The organism is Stenotrophomonas sp. YJH_SMC_12-1 (assembly GCF_059370935.1).
In genome coordinates this window covers 87,045-106,787 of sequence record NZ_JCAFUD010000010.1, presented here as the reverse complement: position 1 = coordinate 106,787, position 19,743 = coordinate 87,045, and the positions used below count along the sequence as shown (strand labels likewise).

Annotated in this window: 15 protein-coding genes; 2 read left to right on the top strand and 13 right to left on the bottom strand. The window is 68.8% G+C overall.

The genetic code is table 11. The features are described from left to right. Positions 1–109: 109 nt before the first annotated feature. Positions 110–490, top strand: coding sequence for a YbjQ family protein (locus tag AC5P8Y_RS17840; RefSeq protein ID WP_033833807.1), 381 nt, complete (start codon positions 110–112; stop codon positions 488–490). Between the two features lie 62 nt (positions 491–552). Here AC5P8Y_RS17840 and AC5P8Y_RS17835 read toward each other — a convergent pair whose 3' ends face one another. Together AC5P8Y_RS17835 and mgtE are read right to left on the bottom strand one after the other, a co-directional pair. After that, complete coding sequence (locus tag AC5P8Y_RS17835) at positions 553–3,273, bottom strand: bifunctional acetate--CoA ligase family protein/GNAT family N-acetyltransferase (protein ID WP_033833808.1); 2,721 nt, start codon at positions 3,271–3,273, stop codon at positions 553–555. 85 nt (positions 3,274–3,358) lie between these two features. Then, entirely contained in the window at positions 3,359–4,729 is a 1,371-nt protein-coding gene (gene mgtE / locus AC5P8Y_RS17830) for a magnesium transporter (RefSeq protein ID WP_005411590.1), read from the bottom strand. 343 nt (positions 4,730–5,072) lie between these two features. Between mgtE and AC5P8Y_RS17825 the strand changes: the two genes are divergently transcribed. After that, positions 5,073–6,851, top strand: coding sequence for a monovalent cation:proton antiporter-2 (CPA2) family protein (locus tag AC5P8Y_RS17825; protein WP_005411591.1), 1,779 nt, complete (start codon positions 5,073–5,075; stop codon positions 6,849–6,851). Positions 6,852–7,068: 217 nt separating this feature from the next. Here the strand turns inward: AC5P8Y_RS17825 and AC5P8Y_RS17820 are convergent, their stop codons facing one another. From AC5P8Y_RS17820 to AC5P8Y_RS17770, 11 genes are all read right to left on the bottom strand, one after another. Further along, a complete protein-coding gene (locus AC5P8Y_RS17820) occupies positions 7,069–10,407 on the bottom strand; it encodes an ankyrin repeat domain-containing protein (RefSeq protein WP_495202111.1) in 3,339 nt (1,112 codons plus the stop codon). Continuing rightward, a complete protein-coding gene (locus AC5P8Y_RS17815) occupies positions 10,400–10,660 on the bottom strand; it encodes a YcgL domain-containing protein (RefSeq protein WP_005411593.1) in 261 nt (86 codons plus the stop codon). The genes AC5P8Y_RS17820 and AC5P8Y_RS17815 overlap by 8 nt, the downstream gene beginning before the upstream one ends. Positions 10,661–10,820: 160 nt before the next feature. After that, positions 10,821–11,261, bottom strand: coding sequence for a hypothetical protein (locus tag AC5P8Y_RS17810; RefSeq protein WP_005411594.1), 441 nt, complete (start codon positions 11,259–11,261; stop codon positions 10,821–10,823). 62 nt (positions 11,262–11,323) lie between these two features. Then, positions 11,324–12,562, bottom strand: a complete 1,239-nt coding sequence (locus tag AC5P8Y_RS17805; protein ID WP_005411595.1) for a beta-ketoacyl-ACP synthase — start codon at positions 12,560–12,562, stop codon at positions 11,324–11,326. Continuing rightward, entirely contained in the window at positions 12,562–13,293 is a 732-nt protein-coding gene (locus AC5P8Y_RS17800; RefSeq protein ID WP_005414863.1) for a 3-ketoacyl-ACP reductase FabG2, read from the bottom strand. Before AC5P8Y_RS17800 ends, AC5P8Y_RS17805 begins: the two co-directional genes overlap by 1 nt. Then, entirely contained in the window at positions 13,290–13,745 is a 456-nt protein-coding gene (locus AC5P8Y_RS17795; protein WP_005411597.1) for a hotdog family protein, read from the bottom strand. Before AC5P8Y_RS17795 ends, AC5P8Y_RS17800 begins: the two co-directional genes overlap by 4 nt. Further along, positions 13,742–14,926 carry a beta-ketoacyl-ACP synthase gene (locus AC5P8Y_RS17790; protein ID WP_164133260.1) on the bottom strand — a complete coding sequence of 395 codons (1,185 nt, stop codon included), beginning with the start codon at positions 14,924–14,926 and terminating at the stop codon, positions 13,742–13,744. Before AC5P8Y_RS17790 ends, AC5P8Y_RS17795 begins: the two co-directional genes overlap by 4 nt. Further along, positions 14,923–15,480, bottom strand: coding sequence for a DUF3261 domain-containing protein (locus AC5P8Y_RS17785; RefSeq protein ID WP_164133259.1), 558 nt, complete (start codon positions 15,478–15,480; stop codon positions 14,923–14,925). Before AC5P8Y_RS17785 ends, AC5P8Y_RS17790 begins: the two co-directional genes overlap by 4 nt. Continuing rightward, positions 15,468–16,718, bottom strand: coding sequence for an NAD(P)/FAD-dependent oxidoreductase (locus AC5P8Y_RS17780; protein WP_043034447.1), 1,251 nt, complete (start codon positions 16,716–16,718; stop codon positions 15,468–15,470). The genes AC5P8Y_RS17785 and AC5P8Y_RS17780 overlap by 13 nt, the downstream gene beginning before the upstream one ends. Positions 16,719–16,770: 52 nt before the next feature. Continuing rightward, positions 16,771–19,146: an MMPL family transporter gene (locus tag AC5P8Y_RS17775; protein WP_495202110.1), complete on the bottom strand. Its 2,376-nt coding sequence runs from the start codon at positions 19,144–19,146 to the stop codon at positions 16,771–16,773. Continuing rightward, positions 19,118–19,741 carry a LolA family protein gene (locus AC5P8Y_RS17770; RefSeq protein ID WP_495202121.1) on the bottom strand — a complete coding sequence of 208 codons (624 nt, stop codon included), beginning with the start codon at positions 19,739–19,741 and terminating at the stop codon, positions 19,118–19,120. Before AC5P8Y_RS17770 ends, AC5P8Y_RS17775 begins: the two co-directional genes overlap by 29 nt. Positions 19,742–19,743: the final 2 nt, after the last annotated feature.

Genomic DNA, 19,743 nt, shown 5'->3' with positions numbered 1-19,743 from the left:
GGTGGCAAGGACATGCCGTGGCTGGCCCTGTGCGTTGCAGAACCGGCCCAGCAGCGCGACGACACGCTAGGATGCAGCCCTCGACCCTACCCGTTCCAAGGATGCGGCCATGGCAGACCCCTACAACAGCGGCAACCCGACGACCTCGCTGACACGTTTCGACGATTCACTGGTCACCACCGCCTTCGAGTTGCCCGGCCATCGCGTGGTGCGCAACCTGGGCGTGGTGCGCGGCATCACCGTGCGCTCGCGCTCGATCGTCGGCAATTTCCTCGGCGGCATCCAGACCCTGTTCGGTGGCAACATCACCATCTACACCGAGCTGTGTGAACAGGCCCGCGAGGAAACCTACCGCGACATGGTCAAGCACGCGCGGCAGCTGGGCGCCAACGCGATCATCGGCATGCGCTACGACGCCACCGATGTGATGACCGGGCTGACCGAAGTGCTGTGCTACGGCACGGCAGTGGTGGTGGAACCGATGCGGTAGCCTGGTCGTAGAGTCGAGCTTGCTCGACTGCTTTCGATGGCAACAGTCGAGCGAGCTCGACTCTACAGCGGTGCCGCCGGCACCTCGACCTGCTGCACCGGCAGGGTCACCATCATCACCGTCGGGTCATCCGGGTCCAGCTTCGTCTTGAAGCCCAGGCTCTGGCACATCGCCAGCATGGTGCTGTTCTCGCGCAGTACCTGGCCCTCGACCACGTCCAGGCCCAGCCACTTGGCGTACTCGATCATGATCGCCATCAGCCGCCAGCCGATGCCGTGCCCCTTCAGGTCCGAGCGGATCAGGATGCCGTACTCGCCACGGTGGTAATCGGCATCGGCGTGCAGGCGCACCGCGCCGAGCATTTCGCCACTGCGCGGTTCGATCGCCACCAGTGCGATCGAGCGTGCGTAATCGAGCTGGGTCAGGCGCGCGATGAACTCGTGGCTGAAGTGCTTCACCGACTGGAAGAAGCGCAGGCGCAGATCCTCGTCGCTGACGCGGGCGAAGAACGCACGGAACAACGCGTCATCCTCCGGCCGCACCGGACGCACGAAGGCGCGGCCGCCATCGGACAGTTCGATGGTGCGCTCCCACTCCTTCGGGTACGGGAACACCGAAAAACGCGGATGGCCACGGCCCTTGTGCAGGATGCGCGACGGCGCCACCGCCACGCGTGCGTCGAGGGCGAGGATGCCCTTGCCGTCGACCAGCAACGGATTGATGTCCAGCGTACGCACTTCGGGAATGTCGGCGGCCAGCTGCGCCAGCTTGACCAGCGCCAAGGCCAGTGCGCGCTCGTCGGCGGCAGGCACATCGCCATAGGCCTTGAGGATGCGCGAGGCGCGGGTCTGGCCGATCAGCTCGTGGGCCAGGCGCAGGTCCAGCGGCGGCAGCGCCAACGCCTTGTCATTGATCACTTCAACCGCGGTACCGCCACGGCCGACCACGATCACCGGGCCGAACGTCGCGTCATCGGCAATGCCGACGATCAACTCGCGCGCCTTCGGGCGAACGATGGTCGGCTGCACCAGCAGGCCATCGATGCGCGCATCCGGCCGCAGCTGGCGTGCGCGCGACAGGATCGCGTTGGCCGCGCTCTGCACCGCCGGCAGCGTGGACAGGTTCAGGCGCACGCCGTCCACTTCCGACTTGTGCGGAATGTCCGGGGACAGGATCTTCAGCGCCACGCTGGCGCCACGCTCCAGCAACGGCTGCGCCAGGTCCATTGCCTCGTGCGCATCGCGCGCGTGCATCACCGGCGCGGAGGGAATGCCGTAGGCCTTGAGCAGTTCGTGGGTGGCCAACGGGTCCAGCCATTGCTGGCCGTTGGCCAATGCCGCATCGACCAGCGCGCGTGCGGCCGCAGCGTCGACACTGAAGTCCTGCGGCAGGCTGGGTGGTGTTTCCATCAGGGCGTTCTGTGCTTCGCGGTAACGCACCAGATGCTGGAAGCCGCGCACCGCTTCGGCCTCGGTCGGATAGGTCGGCACCCGTGCCGCGTTGAGCGTGGCGGTGGCCTGGTCATCGTTGCCCAGCCACACCGCGAATACCGGCTTGTCGCGGTGATGGCGCGGGCGCAGTCCGAGCGTGCGGGTAAGCGCCTGTGCGGCGTCTGCGGATGAAGTGAATGCGGTCGGCACGTTGACCACCATCACCGCATCATTCTCGTTGTCAGCCAGCAGCGCCTCGATGGCGGCGGCATAGCGGTCACCATCGGCGTCGACCACGATGTCGACCGGGTTGCTGCGCGACCAGCCCTGCGGCAGCACCGCGTCGAGCTTTTCGACCGTGCTGTCGGACAGGTTGGCCAGCGTGCCACGCAGTGCAATGAGCTGGTCCACGGCCAGGCGGCCGACACCGCCACCATTGCTGAGAATGGCCAGGCGACGACCGGGGAAGGTCCCCAACCGGCCCAGCGATTCGGCGGCCGTGAACAGTTCGTCCAGCGCGCCCACGCGCAGCAGGCCGGCGCGGTTGAACGCGGCGCCATACACGTCGTCGGCGCGGGCCAGGGCCTGCACATGGGTATCGCGGCTGCCCGGCTGCACGCGCTCGGCGCGGCCGGACTTCACCACCACCACCGGCTTGGCGCGGGCGGCGGCACGCGCGGCCGACATGAACTTGCGCGCATCCTTGATCTGCTCGACGTAGAGCAGGATGGCGCGGGTGCGGTAGTCGGTGGCGAAGTAGTCGAGCAGGTCACCGAAGTCGACGTCCATCGTGTCGCCCAGCGAGACCACCGCGGAAAACCCGACCGAGCGGGCCACGCCCCACTCCACCAGCGCGGCGGCAATGGCCGAGGATTCGGAGATCAACGCAAGATCACCGGCCTGCGGGAAGTGCGCGGCGATGCTGGCATTGAGCCGTGCGTGCGGTGCAATCACACCCAGGCAGTGTGGGCCGAGGATGCGCAGGCCATGCTTGCGCGCCACCGCCTCCACCTGCGCCGACAGCGAGCCCGGGCCTTCACCCAGGTGCGCGGTGAGGATGATTGCCGCCTGCACGCCGCGTTCGGCAGCGGTGCGCACCACCTGCGGCACGATCGACGCCGGCGCAGTGATCACCACCAGATCCGGCACCCAGTCCAGGTCCTTCAGCCGCTTCACGGTGCGGATGCCATCGATTTCGGCATGCCGCGGGTTGATCCACGCCACCTTGCCGGGGAAGCCGGTGCCGCGCAGGTTGCGCATCACCGCACGTCCGGCCGAGCGCTGACGTGGGCTGCCGCCGATCACCGCGACCGACTGCGGACGGAACACGGACTGCAGGTGGTAGGTACTCATGCGCCTACGGTACCCAAAAAAGGGGACGGAGGGGATTAAGTCGTTTGTGCCACAAACGACTTAATCCCCTCCGTCCCCTTTTTTGTTACAGCAGCGTTCCGTGCAGGATCATCGCGGCGATGCTGAAATAGATCACCAGTCCGGTCACATCCACCAGGGTGGCCACGAACGGGGCCGAGGCACTGGCCGGGTCGAAGCCGAGCCGCTTCAGGATGAACGGCAGCATCGATCCGGACAGCGAGCCGAACGTGACGATGCCGACCAGCGCCGCACCGATGGTGATCGCCAGCAGGATCCAGTGCTCGCCGTAGTCATGCAGGCCACCCAGCTGCCAGATCACGATTCGCACGATGGCCAGGCAGCCGAGGATCGCGCCCAGCACCATGCCGGTGGGCACTTCGCGCAGGGCCACCTTCCACCAGTCGCGCAGGCGCAGTTCGCGCAGCGCCAGGCTGCGGATCAGCAGCGAGGTGGCCTGCGAACCGGAGTTGCCGCCCGAACTCATGATGAGCGGAATGAACAGGGTCAGCACCACCGCGCGCGCCAGTTCGTCCTCATAGTGCTGCATCGCGCTGGCGGTCAGCATCTCGCCCAGGAACAGCACGCTCAGCCAGCCGGCGCGCTTGCGCAGCATCTCGAAGAAACCGATCTGCATGTACGGCTTGTCCAGCGCTTCCATGCCGCCGAACTTGTGCGCGTCCTCGGTGGATTCCTCGATCAGCGCATCCAGTACGTCATCGACGGTGACGATGCCGAGCATCTGCTGCTGCGCATCGACCACCGGGATCGCCAGCAGGTCGTGGCGACGGATCAGCCGTGCCACTTCTTCCTGGTCCATCAGTGCGTCCACCGTCACCGGTGGATTGACCTGGGCCACGTCCAGGATCGACTCCTCCGGCAGGCCGGTGATCAGCCGGCGCATGGTCACCACCTGCTGCAGCTGCTGGCTGGCCGGGTCCAGCACGTAGATCGCGTACACCGTTTCACGGGTGCGCTCGACCTGGCGGATGTGCTGCAGGGTCTGCGCCACGGTCCAGCTGGCGGGTACCGCCACGTACTCGGTGGTCATCAGCGCGCCGGCGGTGTTCGGCGGGTAGCTGAGCAGCTTCTGGATGGCCTGGCGGGCGTCGGTGCCCAGCAGCGGGATCAACCGGGCGCGTTCTTCCTCATCCAGCTCATGGACGATGTCGGTGGCGCGGTCGTCGGCCATCAAGCCGAGCAGGGCGGCAGCGCGCGCCGGCGGCAGCGCAGCCACCAGTTCGCCGCTGCGGTGCAGTTCCGGCGCTTCCAGCATTTTCACTGCACGCGGCAACGGCAGCGCAGCCAGCGTTTCCGCGGCGCGGGTCAGTTCCAGCGTGTTGAGGAATTCCACCGCATCGGCGGTGTTGAAGTTCGCCAGCGGCGCGGCCAGTGCGGCGGCATCGGCCACCGGGCGCAGCAATTGCTTCTGGTTCATCGGGTTTGCCTTGTGGGGGTGCGACCTCGCGCAACGCCAACGCAGGCAAACCGTCCCGATGTCAGGCGGTGGCCATCGCTGGCGTCGAACGAGGTCGACTTCTACTGTCGCTGGACATGGGTTGGGGACTCCGGGATGCGTGTGCCGACGGACGCGCCGCCAGCGGCGGGCAGTCTGGACCCGTGGACCATGCAGGTCAACCCGGTCCCGCCGCGGCAGCACCCTGCCCGCAGGTTGTTCTCGTGCGTACACAGGCCGGCGCGCATAATGGCGCGGTGGTGTTCGCCACGCTTTTCCCAACCCGAACGGACGCACAGCGGCTCCCCGATGACCAGGTATTCCCATGCATAGCGGTGGTCTGGAACTGGCGCTGGTGCTGCTGCTGGCGGCGGTCATCGCCGTGCCGGTGTTCAAGAAGTTCGGCTTCGGCGCGGTGCTGGGCTACCTGGCGGCGGGCGTGGTGCTCGGCCCGGACGGGCTGGGCTTCGTGCAGGACGCCGACCGCATCCTCGGCGCCGCCGAGATCGGCGTGGTGATGCTGCTGTTCGTGATCGGCCTGGAGCTGTCGCCGGCACGCCTGAAGGTGATGCGGCGCTCGGTGTTCGGTGCCGGTGCGGCGCAGGTGGCGCTGTCCGGGCTGGTGCTGGGCGGCCTGCTGCTGCTCGACCACTTCCAGTGGAAGAGCGCGCTGGTGGTAGGCGTGGCGCTGGCGCTGTCATCCACGGCGGTGGGCCTGCAGCTGCTGTCCGAGCACAAGGCGATCAACAGCGACCACGGCCGGTTGGGCTTTGCCATCCTGCTGTTCCAGGACCTGATCGCGATCCCGCTGCTGGCGGCCATCCCGCTGCTGGGCGGGGTCAAGAACGAGACCCTGCGCTGGGAAGATGCGGCCGTGGCGCTGGGTGCGCTGGCGGTGGTGATCCTGTGCGGACGACCGGTGCTGCGCAAGGTGTTCAGCATCATTGCGCGCACCCGCAGCCCGGAAGTATTCACTGCCACCGCCCTGCTGGTGGTGCTGGGCACCGCCTGGTTCATGCAGGAAGCCGGCCTCAGCCCCAGCCTCGGCGCGTTCCTGGCCGGCGTGCTGCTGTCCGATTCGGAGTTCCGGCATGAGCTGGAAGCGCAGATCGAGCCGTTCAAGGGGCTGCTGCTGGGCCTGTTCTTCATCGCGGTGGGCATGGGCATCGACCTGGACCGCATCGCCGCCGAGCCGTGGCTGATCGCCGCAGGTGTCGGCATCCTGCTGGTGGTCAAGTTCAGCCTGCTCTACGCGGTTGGACGTGTCGCCCGGCTCAGCTCGCGGCAATCGCTGCTGCTGGGCAGCGTCCTGTGGCTGGGCGGTGAGTTCGCCTTCGTGGTGTTCAACGAGGCACAGCGCGCGCACCTGCTGGGCAACGCCAACCACGACCGGCTGGTGGCGATCGTCGGCCTGTCAATGGCGATCACGCCGCTGTTGATGATCGCGCTGCTGAAACTGCTCGGCCAGGAGAAAGCCACTCCGCGCGAGCCGGCCGAGGCCGACAAGGTGGCGCCGGACAACCGGCCCAAGGTGCTGATCGCCGGCATGGGCCGCTTCGGCCAGGTGATCGCGCGCCTGCTGACCGCGCAGAAGGTGCCGTTCGTGGCGCTGGAGGCGAACCCGGATACCGTGGCCGACCTGCGCCGATTCGGCAACCAGCTGTATTACGGCGACCCGACCCGGCCGGAGATGCTGCGCGCGGCCGGGGGCGAGCACATCGATGTGTTCGTGATCACCGTGGATGACCCGGAAACCAACCTGCGCGCGGTGCGCATGGTGCGCCGGCTGTACCCGGACGCGACGGTGCTGGCGCGTGCACGCAACCGCCAGCATGCGTGGCGCCTGATGGACATGTCGGCCGAGCCGTTCCGCGAAGTGTTCGGCACCAGCCTGGAGATGAGCGGCCGCGTGCTGACCGCGCTGGGCGTGGCACCGGACGTGGCCGAGCGCCACGTGCAGCGCTTCCGCGAGCACGATGAGCAGCTGCTGCGCGACCAGTACCTGGTGTACGACGACGAGGCAGCGGTGATCCAGACCTCGCGCGACGCACGCAACGACCTGATGCATCTGTTCGAGGCCGACGCGGAAAGCGACGGCAAGTAGGCGTGCCGACCAACGGTCGGCACCCACCCGATGGCTGATGGACCCGGTAGTGCCGGCCGCTGGCCGGCAGCCTCGTGATCCCGAAGGTTTCAGGAGGTTGCCGGCCAGCGGCCGGCACTACCCACTGCGGATTCCAGCAGTGGATCCACGCCATGCGTGGATGACGCGATGCCGGGGTCAGAGCCCTTTCCGTGGGAAAGGGATCCGACCCCGGTGCTCAACCGTTGTCGCGCAGGAACCGCGCCATCGACGAGACACCCGGCACGCGCGGTTCGAACTCGCCGGCCACGTCGATGAAGCCACGCATCACCGCGATCTCGCGTGGGCTGCGGTTGAGGCTGTCGCGCGCCTCCGGATCGGCACCAGCGCGCAGCAGGCGCTGCACCAGCAGCGGCAGGCCGTGCAGGGCCGCGAGGTGCAGCGGTCCGAAGCCGCGCGGATCACGCACCTCAAGGCTCACGTCTTCGTCCAGCAGACGTTCCACCGCAGCCATCACCACCTGTTCGTCGCAGGCGGTGCCGGGCTCGGCGCGTGCGCCCAGCAGCAGCAGCAGCGGCGTGACCGCACCGGCCGCGGCCTGGTCCGGTTCGGCACCGGCCAGCAGCAGGGTGTCGAGCAGGGCGAGCAGGCGCGAGCGGTCGCGGGCACTGAAGCCATACAGCGCGGCACAGTGCAGAGGGCCCAGCTGCTGGGCGTCACCGGCGTGCACGTCGGCACCGGCGGTGAGCAGGCGCGCAACGATGTCCGGCAGGCCCAGCGCGGACGCCAGCATCAGCACGGTCACGCCGCCCGGCAGGCGGTGTTCCAGCTTGGCGCCAGCGTCGAGCAGGGCCGAGACGATGTCCACCTGGCGCATGCTGACCGCCGCCGACAGCGGCGTGGCACCACTGGCCGCTGCATGCTGCGGATCAGCGCCACGCGCCAGCAACAGGTCGGTCACCGCCAGATGGCCACCGCCGGCGGCGCGCAGCAGCGCGGTGCAGCCCTGCGCATCAACCGCATCGACGGCGAAGCCCAGATCGATCAGGCGGCGTACCGCATCCACGTCACCGGCCATTGCGGCGGCCGGCAGATCGGACTCGCGCAGGGTGCGGCGCGGCAACGGCCACACCCGCCAGTCCAGCCAGTCGGCCAGATCGCGGCGACCAATCGACAGCGCCACGCCCAGCGGCGTCTGGCCATCGGCGGCGCGTGCTTCCGGCGAGGCACCGTGCTGCACCAGCAGCTTCAGCGCGCCTTCGCGGGCCAATGCGGTGGCCAGATGCAATGCGGTCATGCCATGGCTGTCGCGCGCTTCACGATCGACGCCCGCCTTGAGCAGCGCCTGCTGCAGGCGCAGCCAGCCCAGGCGCACCGCCAGTGACAACGGCGGATCACCGGCCGGCGAAGCCGCGAACGGATCGGCGCCACGCTCCAGCAATTCCAGCGCCAGCTGTTCCAGGCCACGGGCGGCCTGGTCGTGCTGCGCACAGGCCGCCAGGAAGCGCGCCAGGCCACCGCGTCCGGCCGGCGACAAGCCACGCTGCAACATCACCTGCAACGCCGGCACCGCATCAATGCCGCGCGACAGCAACGCGAACATGGGGGTATCGGAACAGGCGTCGCGCACGTAGGGATCGGCGCCGTGGCCCAGCAGCCAATCCACCGCGCGCGGCTCCAGCGCCAGCTCGGGGTCGAGCAGCAGGCCGCCCAGTTCTTCCGGCTGGCACAGCTTGGCCAGCGCGGCCATGCCTTCGGTGTTGCCGAAGCCCAGCGCTTCGCGCAGCAGGGTCAGCGGCGGGCGGTCCGGCAGCAGGCCGCTGGCACTGGCGGCTTCGCCACGCTCGGCCAGGCCGTCACTGACCGCGGCCGGCAATGGATAGGACGGATCCAGCAACGCGACAATCGCCCAGCGCCCGGCTTCGGCAGCGTAGTCCACTGCACGGCGACCGACCGGATCGGTCGCGTCGGCGGCGATGCCCAGCTCCACCAGGCGCTTGACCAGCAACGGCGAGACATCCTCTGCCATCACCGCCAGCTGCACTGCGTTGCGCCCTTCGCCGTCGACGGCAACCAGGTCCGGCTTGTGCGGCAGCAAGTGTTCGACCACCGCGGCACGCCCGGCACGGGCGGCTTCCAGCCAGGGCGTACGCCCCAGTGCATCGCGTGCTTCCAGGTTGGCACCGGCGGCCAGCAGCACGCCGATGATTTCAACGTGGCCGGCCAGCGCCGCCTCGTGCAGCGCGCTGCGGCGCTGGCGATCACGCGCGTCGGCACGCGCCTTGTGCTTGAGCAGCAGCTGCACGCCAGCCGGATCGTCGTCTTCGGTGGCGGCGGCGGCCAGCAGCACCGGGGTGCCCTCTGCCGGTTCGCTGCGCGCACCGCGTTCGAGCAGGAAGCGGGCCAGGCGCCAGTTGCCGACCTGGCAGGCCACGGCCAGCGGCGACCAGCCCTCGTTGTTCAGCGCATCGACTTCGGCGGCGGCATCGCGCAGCAGCGCGGCCACGCCTGGGTCGGAACTGCGCGCGGCATGGTGCAGCGGGGTGTTGCCATCGCTGTCGGTGGCACGCGAATCGGCACCGTTGGCGAGCAGGGTCATCACGGCTTCGGGGCGGCCATGCCAGCTGTCGCGGGTGGCGGCCAGCAGCGGGGTCATGCCCCGGTGCGGCGCGTTCACGTCAACGCCGCGGGCAATCAGTTCGCGCAGCAGGCGCAGGTCCGGCAGCACCGCCGCCAGCACCGCCAGGCTGCGCTGGTCGCGCCAGTTCGGGTCGGGCAGCGCATACGGATCGGCGCAGGCCTGCAGCAGCTGCAGGCCGCGGTCGATGCGGCCGTGGCGGGCGGCTTCATACAGGGCCGGGGTCAGCTCCTGCGGTGCCATCGCCTCCAGCGGCGCGGTCTCGGCCGCGGCAGCGAACATCGGTTCGTGTTCTGCGCAGGACGTCGCCATCGGGCTGGGTCGCAACGACACCAGCGGCGCCGGCGCGACCCGCTGCAGCAGCAGGTGCAGCACGGGAGACACCACCACCACGGCCAGCGCAGCGGGCCAGCGCGCGCTCTCCGGCAGCAGTCCCGGCCAGGCCGGCAGCACCACCAGCGCGGCCAGCGCGATCACCAGCGCCGCCACGCCGAGACCGCGCCAGGCGGTCAGGTCGCGACCGGCCAGCGCCTGCCAATGATGGGCCAGGCGGCCATCAAGCCGTTCGACATCGTTCCACAACGGCCAGGTGCGCCAGGCAGCGAGCAGGCCGGCACTGACCAGCACGCTCAGGCCCAGCACCGCCGCGAGGCTGCCGCTGTCACGCAGCGCCGCCAGCGGCCAGGCCAGCAGCAGCGCCAGCAGCAGCGGTGCGGCCGCCCACAGTGCCAGCAGCGCCGGCAGGTCCTGGCGTGCAACCACCCTCAGCGGCAGCAGCGCACGGCTGCGCCGCCACCAGGACACGCCCAGCGCGAACGCCGGTTGCGCCAGGGCGGCGAGGATGGCACCGGCAACGCCGCCCACGGCAGCACCCAGTGCCAGCACGGCGCCCACGGCGAAGGCGATCGACAGGGCGCGCGGACGGGAGACGTCAGTCATAGTGGCGCGGCATCAGGCTGGCCACCGACGGCGGCACCTGCAGGTAGAACCCGCGCTCGCTCATGTCACTGCGAACCTTGTCCGGGTCGGCCTGGGCCAGGCGACGCTGGGCATCCAGGGCCACGTCCAGGACGAAGGTGAGCGCACCCAGCGAGGTGAGCAGCGGCGCAGGCAGCGCGCTGAAATCATCGCGTCGGGGAACGTAGACGTAGGTGTCAGGCTTGAGTTGGCTTTTATAGACGTAGGCGTGCATGTCCGCGGGACGATAACCCGGGAAGAGCCATGATTGTGTCGGAAAGCCGACACCGGGGAAAGCCGTCGGCCGACGATGGCGGCGTGATCGACGGCGTTTCCCCGACGGGGTTCAGCAATGTGGCGGCGGCGTTCAGGCAACGCCGCTGCCCTGCGGTCGCTTACTTGACCTTGGCGTAGGTGCCCTTCAGCGCCACGCCAGCGAGGATCGTACCGGCATAGCATTCGTAGTTGGTGCTGCTCTTGAACTCGTTCTTCTTGTAGTAGCTGACGATGTCGACCACCGCGTTGGCACCGCGCGACTTGGCGCCGTCCTGCAGCGCGCGCAGCGCCGACAGCGCGACCCAGCGGCAGGCCTCGGCATCGCTCTTGTTGGCGGCGTTGGTCTTCTTGTTGGTCACGTCCTCGCCCAGGCGCTGCTGCACGCTGACCGGCTGGCCGGCCAGGTAGAAGCGCACGCTGCCGTCGATGCCGGCGTCCCGGGCGGCCTGCGAGGTGACCAGCTCCTGCAGGGACTGCTCAACGCGGGTGTCGCGGGCGGAGGCGGTGGAGGTCAGGGCCAGCAGTGCAGTGGCCGTGGCGATCATCAGGGTGCGGCGCATCGGAACATCTCCTTGTCGGGGGTGCGGGTGGGTTGAGGAAAAAGGCGGGATGGGACGGTGGATCATTCGCTCCAGCGGCGGAACACCAGCGAGGTGTTGATGCCGCCGAAGGCGAAGTTGTTGCTCATCACGTACTCGGCCTGCAATTCGCGGCCCTGCCCGGTGATGAAGTCGAGCTGGCCGCAGCGCGGGTCAACCTCGGCCAGGTTCAGCGTGGGGGCGAACCAGCCGGCACGCATCATCTCGATGCTCAGCCAGGCCTCGAACGCACCACAGGCACCGAGCATGTGGCCGACGTAGCTCTTCAGCGAGCTGATCGGTACGCGGCTGCCGAACACCTGCGCGGTGGCCTGGGTCTCGGCGATGTCGCCGTGATCGGTGGCGGTGCCGTGGGCGTTGACGTAGTCGATCTGCGCCGCCTCCAGGCCCGCATCCTCCAGCGCCAGGCGCATGGCCTGGGCCATGGTGTCGGCGCTGGGCTGGGTGACGTGCTGGCCGTCGCTGTTGGTGCCGTAGCCGACCACCTCGGCAAGGATGGTGGCACCGCGCGCCTGCGCGTGCTCCAGGTCTTCCAGGATCAGCGTGCAGGCACCCTCGCCCAGCACCAGGCCATCGCGGCCGGCATCGAACGGGCGCGGCGTGGTCTGCGGCGCGTCGTTGCGCACGCTGGTGGCGAACAGGGTGTCGAACACCGCAGCGGCGGTGGCATCGAGCTGCTCGGCACCACCGGCGACCATCACCGTCTGCTTGCCGCTGCGGATCGCTTCATAGGCCGCGCCCACGCCCTGGCTGCCCGAGGTGCAGGCGCTGGAGGTGGTGTAGACACGCCCGGACAGGCCGAAGAACACGCCGATGTTGACCGGCGCGGTATGGCTCATCATCTTCAGGTAGGTGGTGGCGCTGATGCCTTCGGTGGTGAACTCGTTGAGCATGCGCCCGAACTCGCCGGTGGCTTCGTGGCTGCCCGACGAGGAACCATAGGCCACGCCGGTGCGACCGCTGCGCAGCACCGGGTGCTCGTGCAGGCCGGCTTCGCGCAGTGCCACTTCGGTGGCACGCACCGACATGATCGCGACCTTGCCCATCGAGCGGGTCGTCTTGCGGTTGTAGTTCGGCGGCAGCGCGAAGTCCTGCGCCGGCGCAGCCAGCTTGGTGTTCAGCCCGGCATAGACATCCCACTCGGGCATCGCGCGCACCGCGTTGCGGCAGCTGCGCAGGTGCGCCTCGATGGTCGGCCAGTCATGGCCGAGCGGACTGATCGCGGACGCACCGGTCACCACGACGCGACGATCGGTGGCCATCAGAGCATGCCCCCGTTCACCGAGATCACCTGGCGGGTGATGTAGCCGGCCGGTTCGGACAGCAGGAACGCCACCGTGGCCGCCACTTCGTCGGGACGGCCGACGCGGCCGGCGGGAATCAGCTTGAGCGCGTGTTCGATCACTTCATCGTTGAGCATTTCGGTCTCGATCAGGCCCGGGGCCACGCAGTTGACGGTGATCTGGCGGCTGGCCAGTTCCAGCGCCAGGGCCTTGGTGGCACCGATGATGCCGGCCTTGGCGGCACTGTAATTGACCTGCCCGCGGTTGCCGGCCAGTCCGGACACCGACGACAGGGTGACGATGCGGCCCGGCTTGCGCCGCCGCACCATCGGCATGATCAGCGGATGCAGCACGTTGTAGAAGCCATCCAGGTTGGTGTGGATGACCTGGTCCCAATCCTCCGCCGACAGTGCCGGGAAGGCGCCGTCGCGGGCGATGCCGGCATTGCAGACCACGCCGTAGTACGCGCCGTGCGCTTCGACATCGGCCTCCAGCGCGGCGCGTGCGGCCTCGCGGTCGGCCACGTCGAACATCAGTACGCGGGCCTGCTGGCCCAACGCGTGGATCTCGGCCACCACGGCCTGTGCCTCATCCAGGCGGCTGCGGCAATGCACCACCACGTCGAAGCCATCGCGCGCGATGCGCAGCGCGATGGCCCGGCCGATGCCCCGGCTGGCGCCGGTCACCAGCACGCTTCGATTCCCTGTCATGCCTGTCCACTCTCCAGATAGGCCATCGCATCGGCCGGTTCGAATACCGACACGTTGGCTGTCGCCCATTCGTCCTCGCCCGCCAGGATGCGGCAGGCGAACATCCCCAATCCATTGTCACCCAACAGCTCGCAGCGCGCCTGTACACGCAGCCGCGAGCCGCTGGGGAAGCTGCAGCGCGCGCTGTTGTAGCGGCGGCTGCCGAGCAGGAAGCCCAGCTGCGGTGGCTTGCCCGCTGCACGCGCACGGCAGCCGGCCCAGGCCGCGATGGCCTGTGCCATGTATTCGATACCCACCCAGGCCGGCACTTCGTGGTTTTCCACGAACAGGCCGGCCTCGGGCACCACCAGTTCCGCCTCGATGGTGTCCTGGTCCCAGTGCGTGATGCGCTCCAGCAGGCACATGTCCTGGCGGTGCGGTACCACCTCTTCAATTGCATACAGCATGTTCATCGACGCTCCAGCGCCAGCACGGCATTGCTGCCGCCGAAGGCGAACGAATTGCTCAGCACCCGCCGCGGTGCCTGCGCCAGGCGGGTGGCCGGTGCGACCAGCGGCAGTGCCGGCAGCGCGGGGTCTGCCACGCCGTCCCACCAGTGCGGTGGCAGTTGCTGCTGCGGGTTCTCGGCCAGCACGATCCAGCACAATGCAGCTTCGATCGCGCCTGACGCACCCAGCGTATGGCCGGTCAGGGGCTTGGTCGAACTGGCCCGAATGCCGTTGCCCAGCACCTGCGAAACCGCCAGGCTTTCCATCGCATCGTTGTGCCCGGTGGCGGTGCCATGCAGGTTCACGTAGTCCACTTCATCGGCCGCCCAGCCGGCGCGCTGCAGCGCCTGCTGCAGTGCATCGATGGCACCCAGGCCCTGCGGGTCCGGCGCGGACATGTGGTGGGCGTCGGCCGATTCGCCCCACCCGGCCAGGCACACCGGGCCCGGCTCGCGGGTGAGCAGGAACAGCGCGGCGCCCTCGCCGATGTTGATACCGGCGCGGTGCTGCGAGAACGGATTGCAGCGCAGGGCCGAAACCGATTCCAGCGCACTGAAACCGGCCACGGTGAAGCGGCACAGCGAGTCCGCGCCGCCTGCGATCACGGCGTCGACGATACCGGCTCGCAGCATGCGTGCAGCCGACGTCAATGCCTTGGCACTGGACGAGCAGGCGGTGGACAGGGTCCACGCGGGCCCCTGAGCGCCGCTGCGCTGGCGCACGAACTGCGCGGCAGTACCCATTTCCTGCTGGGCGTAATCGAAGCCCTGCGGCCACTGGCCCTGTTCGGCGTGGGTGCGCAGGGCCTGCTCGGACTCACCAATGCCCGAGGTGCTGGTGCCCAGCACCACCGCCACGCGCTCGGCGCCATGGCGGGTGATCGCGGCGGCCACCGCCGGAGCGATCTGCGCCAGTGCCACGTCCAGCAGGGCGTTGTTGCGCCCGCGCAGGGCCACCGGCAGTTCCTCCAGCGCCGGCAGTGGCGTGCGTACTTCTCCCAGCGCCAGGGTGCGCCCCGGCAACAGGCTGTCGTTGTCACTGAGCCCGCCCGGCACGTCGGCGAACATCGCCGACGCGACAGCGGCGCGGCCATCGCCGAGCGCGCAGACCACGCCCAGGTCGTTCAGGTAGATCGGTGCACTCATCGGTCCTGTCCGGCCATGTCGATCGATTCGATGCGCAGCGCATAGCCTTCGGCACGGTTGTCCAGCTGCACGCTGCCATCGTCCAGGCGCTGCAGTTGCAGCCACACCGTGCCATCGCGCGACAGGCTGCGCTGCTGGCCGTCGTCGCTGACCTGCCAGTCGGCCGGCAGCGCGGCGGCGATGGCCGCGGTCGGCCACAGCGCGAACTGCAGGTCATCCAGCACACGCTCGACACGTACCTGCGGCGGCAGCCACGGCGCGCGCTGCTGGGTCAGCTGCTGGCCGTCCCACTGCAGGCGCACGCCGGTCTGGCCCATCGCCTGCACCGCCAGCTGCACCTGCTGCGCGTCGGCCTCCAGCAGCGCGTCGAGGTCGCGCTCATGGCTGCCGAAGCGGAAATGCAGCTGCTGCTGCAGGGCCAGCGGCGCCGGCAGGCTGGCCGGCGACAGCCGCAGCGGCGGCAGCTCCACCTGGGGCTTGGGCATGCGCCCGGCACAGGCGGCCAGCAGCACGCACAGCAGCAGGGCCGCAGTACGGAAGATCAGGCGCTGCACAATTCCTCCAGCACGCGCATGCGGCGACCACTTTCATCGGCCACATACGGATTCTTGGTGTCCCAGGCGTAACCGGCCAGGATGGAGCTGATCATGTCGCGCACTTCGGGTTGCTGCTGCGGGTGGTAGATGATCTTCTGGAAGCCGCCCTGGTACCAGCTTTCCACGAAGCGGCGGAAGGTCTTCACGCCGGCGCGCAGCGGGATCGAGAATTCAGCTTCCCAGTCGACGGTTTGGCCGGCATAACGGCGCTTGAGGCACTCGCTGGCCAGCTGCGCGGACTTGAAGGCAATGGTCACACCGGACGAGAACACCGGGTCGAGGAACTCGCCGGCGTTGCCCAGCAACGCGTAGCCGGGGCCCCACAGCGAGCTGACATTGGCCGAGTAACCGGTGATGCGGCGCACCGGCAGCACCGCCCATTCGGCATTGGCCAGCAGGCGGGTCAGGTTGGGGTCCTCACCGACGATGGCCTGCAGCTTCTGCAGGTCGTCGCCTTCGTAGCGCTCGAAGAACGACGGCTCGGCGACCACGCCCAGCGAGCAGCAACCGTTGGAGAATGGAATCGTCCAGTACCAGACGTCGATGTGTTCGGGATGGGTGGTGATCAGGATCTTGTTGCGGTCGAAGTCGGCTTCGGCCGGAATGTTGTCGCGCACGTGGCAGAAGATCGCGCCGCGCACCGGGAAATTGGATGGCGATTCCAGCTGCAGCAGGCGCGGCAGCAGGCGCGCGAAGCCCGATGCGTCGAGGATGAAATCGGCCTCGATGCGGTATTCGCTGCCATCCGGGCGGCGCACGTTCACCGCAGGCTGTTCACCGGGTTCGACCGACAGCACTTCATCACCGAAACGCAGCGTGGTTCCCATGCGCTCGGCGCCGCGCGCCAACACGTTGTCGAAGTCGGCGCGCTGCACCTGGTAGGTGGTACCCCAGCCCGGCGAGAACTTCTTCCGGAAGTCGAAGGCAGTACGCGCTTCACCGTGCACGAAGGCCGCGCCGTTCTTGTACTGGAAACCGGCCTCGACCACATCCTGCAGCAGCCCGGCTGCTTCGATGTACTCCATGCTCTGTGGCAGCAGGCTTTCGCCGATGGAGAAGCGCGGGAACTGCTGGCGCTCCAGCATCAGCACCTGTCGGCCCTGCTGGCGCAGCATCGCCGCGGCCACGGAGCCGGCCGGGCCTGCGCCGATGATCAGGATTTCAGTGCGTTCGACAGCATCCACAGCAGTACTCATCGGGGCGTCCTTGTTGCTCGATCAGGGGAAAGAAGAGAAGCGGAAGGCGGACTCAGGCCGGCGGCAGGTCATGCGGTGGCGGCCGGAACAGTGGCGAGATCAGCCAGACCAGGCCGATCCCGAACAGCAGGGTCAGGCCGAACGCGCGCAGCGCCGGGGTCTGCGACAGGCCCAGCAGGCCGAACGACAGCCAGGTGCTGGCCGCACCCACGCAGACCGCCAGCCATGCGCTGGCATCGCCACGGTGTTCGATCAGGAAGATGCCGTAGTCGATGCCCATGCCCAGCAGCAGCATCAGCGCCAGCACGTTGAACAGCTGCAGCGGCTGGCCGAACAGGCCCAGCAGGCCCAGGGTCAGTGCGCCGGCAATCAGGGTGGGGGCAAATACGCGCCAGGCCTGGCGGCGGTAGCGCAGCCACAGCGCACCGAACACCAGTGCGATGCCGACCAGCAGCAGCCCGCCCATCAGCTTGCGGTAGTGGCCCAGCAGCTTGGAGAAATCGGAGGTGCGGTCTACCCAGCGCACGCCGGGCAGGCCTTCGGCGGCACCCTCCAGCGTGGCCAGGGCATCGGCGCGCGACAGGTCATCGACCATCACCACGCTGATCATCTGCCCACCGACTTCACCCACCCACAGGTGGCGGAACGGCTGCGAGGCCGGCGAGGCCAGGAAGGCTTCGGCGGTGAGCGGCGCGGCGGCGAACTGCGGTCGCTGCAGCGGCTCGCCCACCGCCTCGGACACGGCCGACAACACGCCGGGTTCCACCTTCGCGGTCAGCGCAGCATCGGCCTGCTGGCGTGCCGGTGATGGCAGCCAATCGCTGATCGCGCGATAGCCGCCAATGCGCTTGTCGGTGGCCAATACACGCAGGCGCTCGGTCAGTGCTTCCTCGCGCTGCAGCAGCTGCGCGGCATCGGCACCCTGCACCAGGTAGAACTGCGCCGGGCTGGGCATGCCCAGCAACTGGCTCAGGCGGATCTGCTGCGCCATCAATGCCGGCGGCGAGGACTGCAGGCTGCGCAGGTCGTCGTTGCTCTGCAGGCGCGCGATGCCGATGGCAGACAGCGCCAGCGTGATCACCACGAACATCGTCACCGCGCGGCGGCCATGCAGGCGCGGGAAGCGCTCCAGCGTATTGCCCAGCCACTGCGAGAAGCGGGTCTGGCGGATCTCGCCACCGTCGAGCCACGGGAACCAGAAGATCACCGTGAGGAAAGCTGCGGCCAGGCCCACCACCGAGAACAGTGCCATCTGGCGCAGGCCGGGGAACGGGGCCAGGCCCAATGCCAGGTAGGCCAGCGCACTGGTCAGCAGGGCCAGCCACAGGCCGGGCAGCAGATGCCGCAGCAGTTTCCAGCGACGATCGGCCGGTTCGGCCTGGCGCGAGGCGAACCAGTGAATGCCGTAATCCTCGGCCACACCCACCAGCGACGCACCAAACACCAGGGTCAGCACGTGCACCTTGCCGAACACCAGCACGGTCACCGCCAGCGCCACGCCACAGCCGATCAGCAGCGAGGCGGCCACCAGCAGGATCGGGCGCAGCGAGCGGAATGCCAGCCACACCAGCAGCAGCACCGCCGCCAGCGACCCCCAACCGATGGTGTTGATCTCCTGGTTGGCCTGCACCGCGGCGGCCTCGGCATGCAGCGGCACGCCGGCATGCAGGATTTCAAGCTCAGGCGCCGCCGCCGTGGCGGCCTGCCCGGCACGTTCCAGCAGGCCATCGAGGTGGCGCTCGCCATCCAGCTGGAACGCCGAGCCGGGCGTATCGAACTGCAGCACGGCCCAATGCCTGCCCTCGGCTTCAAGCAGGCCGTCATCGCCCAACCGCAGGCCCGAACCCTGCGCCTGCTGCTGCCACCACTGCGGCCACAGCGACAACGGATCCTGGCGCCATTCAGTCAATCGCGGCGCACCCATCGGGCCATACAGCGCAGCCAGCGCCTGCTCGGCCAACACGCCCGGTTCGCTGCCCAGCAACTGCTCGCGCTGGGCCGGTGTCAGCAGGCGGTCGCGGTACGGCGCGTAGAACGCGCGCGCCTCGTCAAACCAGCCTTCGATCGAACCGCTGGGTACCAGCAAGGCATGGTCGGCATCCTTGGCCATGGCCGCCGCAAAGGCCGCCTGCGCGCGCTTGGCAGCCGCGCTGTCCTTGCTGCCGAGCAGCACCACGACCTGCCGCGAACTGCCATCGGCAATGCGCCGGGTGACGTCGCTCAACAGGCGGTCGTGCGCATCCTGCGGCAGCAGGGCGAGGATGTCGGTGTCGATCCGCGATTGCTGGCTCCACAGCTGCCACTGCTGTGCGCCCAGCGCCAGCAGCACCAGCAGCCAGGCAATGCCCAGCCAGTGCCACCAGCGCCGCAACCGGTCCGGTGCGTTCGATGCCACGGCCTCACTCAAAGCGGCGGGCCTCGTCGGCATTGAGCGTGGCCGGCGCCTCGCTCAACGCGCTGAACTGGATCTGCGTGCGGTCCTTGTTGGCCTCGACGATCTCGACCTGGCGCACGTAGCGGTCGCCCTGCAGGGTCAGCGATTCGAAGGCCTTGGCCAGCATCGCCGACTTCGGCGTCAGGCGCAGCCGCCAGCCCTGCCCTTCACGGCTGGCTGCCACGTTGAACTGGCTGGACAGTGCCTGCACGTCGCCACTCATCAACGCGAACATGATCGCATTCACCGAACGCATCGCCGGCTGCTGCCGCGCGTCCAGTTCGACGCGGATGCTGCCATCACGCTGCCGGCTGAGGATGCGGTCGGCGGTGACCACTACTTCCGAGGGGAACGGCTTGAGCGTGGTCCAGATCACGCCGTGCTGGCGCGCGACCACGAACCGGCCCTGCGAGCGCAGCGGGTTCCTGAAGCCACTCACCTGCTTTTCCTGGCTGAACTGGCCACGCAGCACATCCGGCCGCGCCACCGCCTGGGTGATGGCATCGATGGCGGGGTCGGCCGCCTGCACGCGTGGTGCGGCAACGAGCATCAGCGCGCACAGCAGCACGCTCGGAAGACGGACAAGCATAG

Coding starts and splice junctions, on each gene's coding strand:
- AC5P8Y_RS17840 (WP_033833807.1), top strand. CDS start 110: ATGGCAGACCCCTACAACAGCGGCAACCCGACGACCTCGCTGACACGT.
- AC5P8Y_RS17835 (WP_033833808.1), bottom strand. CDS start 3,273: ATGAGTACCTACCACCTGCAGTCCGTGTTCCGTCCGCAGTCGGTCGCG.
- mgtE (WP_005411590.1), bottom strand. CDS start 4,729: ATGAACCAGAAGCAATTGCTGCGCCCGGTGGCCGATGCCGCCGCACTG.
- AC5P8Y_RS17825 (WP_005411591.1), top strand. CDS start 5,073: ATGCATAGCGGTGGTCTGGAACTGGCGCTGGTGCTGCTGCTGGCGGCG.
- AC5P8Y_RS17820 (WP_495202111.1), bottom strand. CDS start 10,407: ATGACTGACGTCTCCCGTCCGCGCGCCCTGTCGATCGCCTTCGCCGTG.
- AC5P8Y_RS17815 (WP_005411593.1), bottom strand. CDS start 10,660: ATGCACGCCTACGTCTATAAAAGCCAACTCAAGCCTGACACCTACGTC.
- AC5P8Y_RS17810 (WP_005411594.1), bottom strand. CDS start 11,261: ATGCGCCGCACCCTGATGATCGCCACGGCCACTGCACTGCTGGCCCTG.
- AC5P8Y_RS17805 (WP_005411595.1), bottom strand. CDS start 12,562: ATGGCCACCGATCGTCGCGTCGTGGTGACCGGTGCGTCCGCGATCAGT.
- AC5P8Y_RS17800 (WP_005414863.1), bottom strand. CDS start 13,293: ATGACAGGGAATCGAAGCGTGCTGGTGACCGGCGCCAGCCGGGGCATC.
- AC5P8Y_RS17795 (WP_005411597.1), bottom strand. CDS start 13,745: ATGAACATGCTGTATGCAATTGAAGAGGTGGTACCGCACCGCCAGGAC.
- AC5P8Y_RS17790 (WP_164133260.1), bottom strand. CDS start 14,926: ATGAGTGCACCGATCTACCTGAACGACCTGGGCGTGGTCTGCGCGCTC.
- AC5P8Y_RS17780 (WP_043034447.1), bottom strand. CDS start 16,718: ATGAGTACTGCTGTGGATGCTGTCGAACGCACTGAAATCCTGATCATC.
- AC5P8Y_RS17775 (WP_495202110.1), bottom strand. CDS start 19,146: ATGCCGACGAGGCCCGCCGCTTTGAGTGAGGCCGTGGCATCGAACGCA.
- AC5P8Y_RS17770 (WP_495202121.1), bottom strand. CDS start 19,741: ATGCTTGTCCGTCTTCCGAGCGTGCTGCTGTGCGCGCTGATGCTCGTT.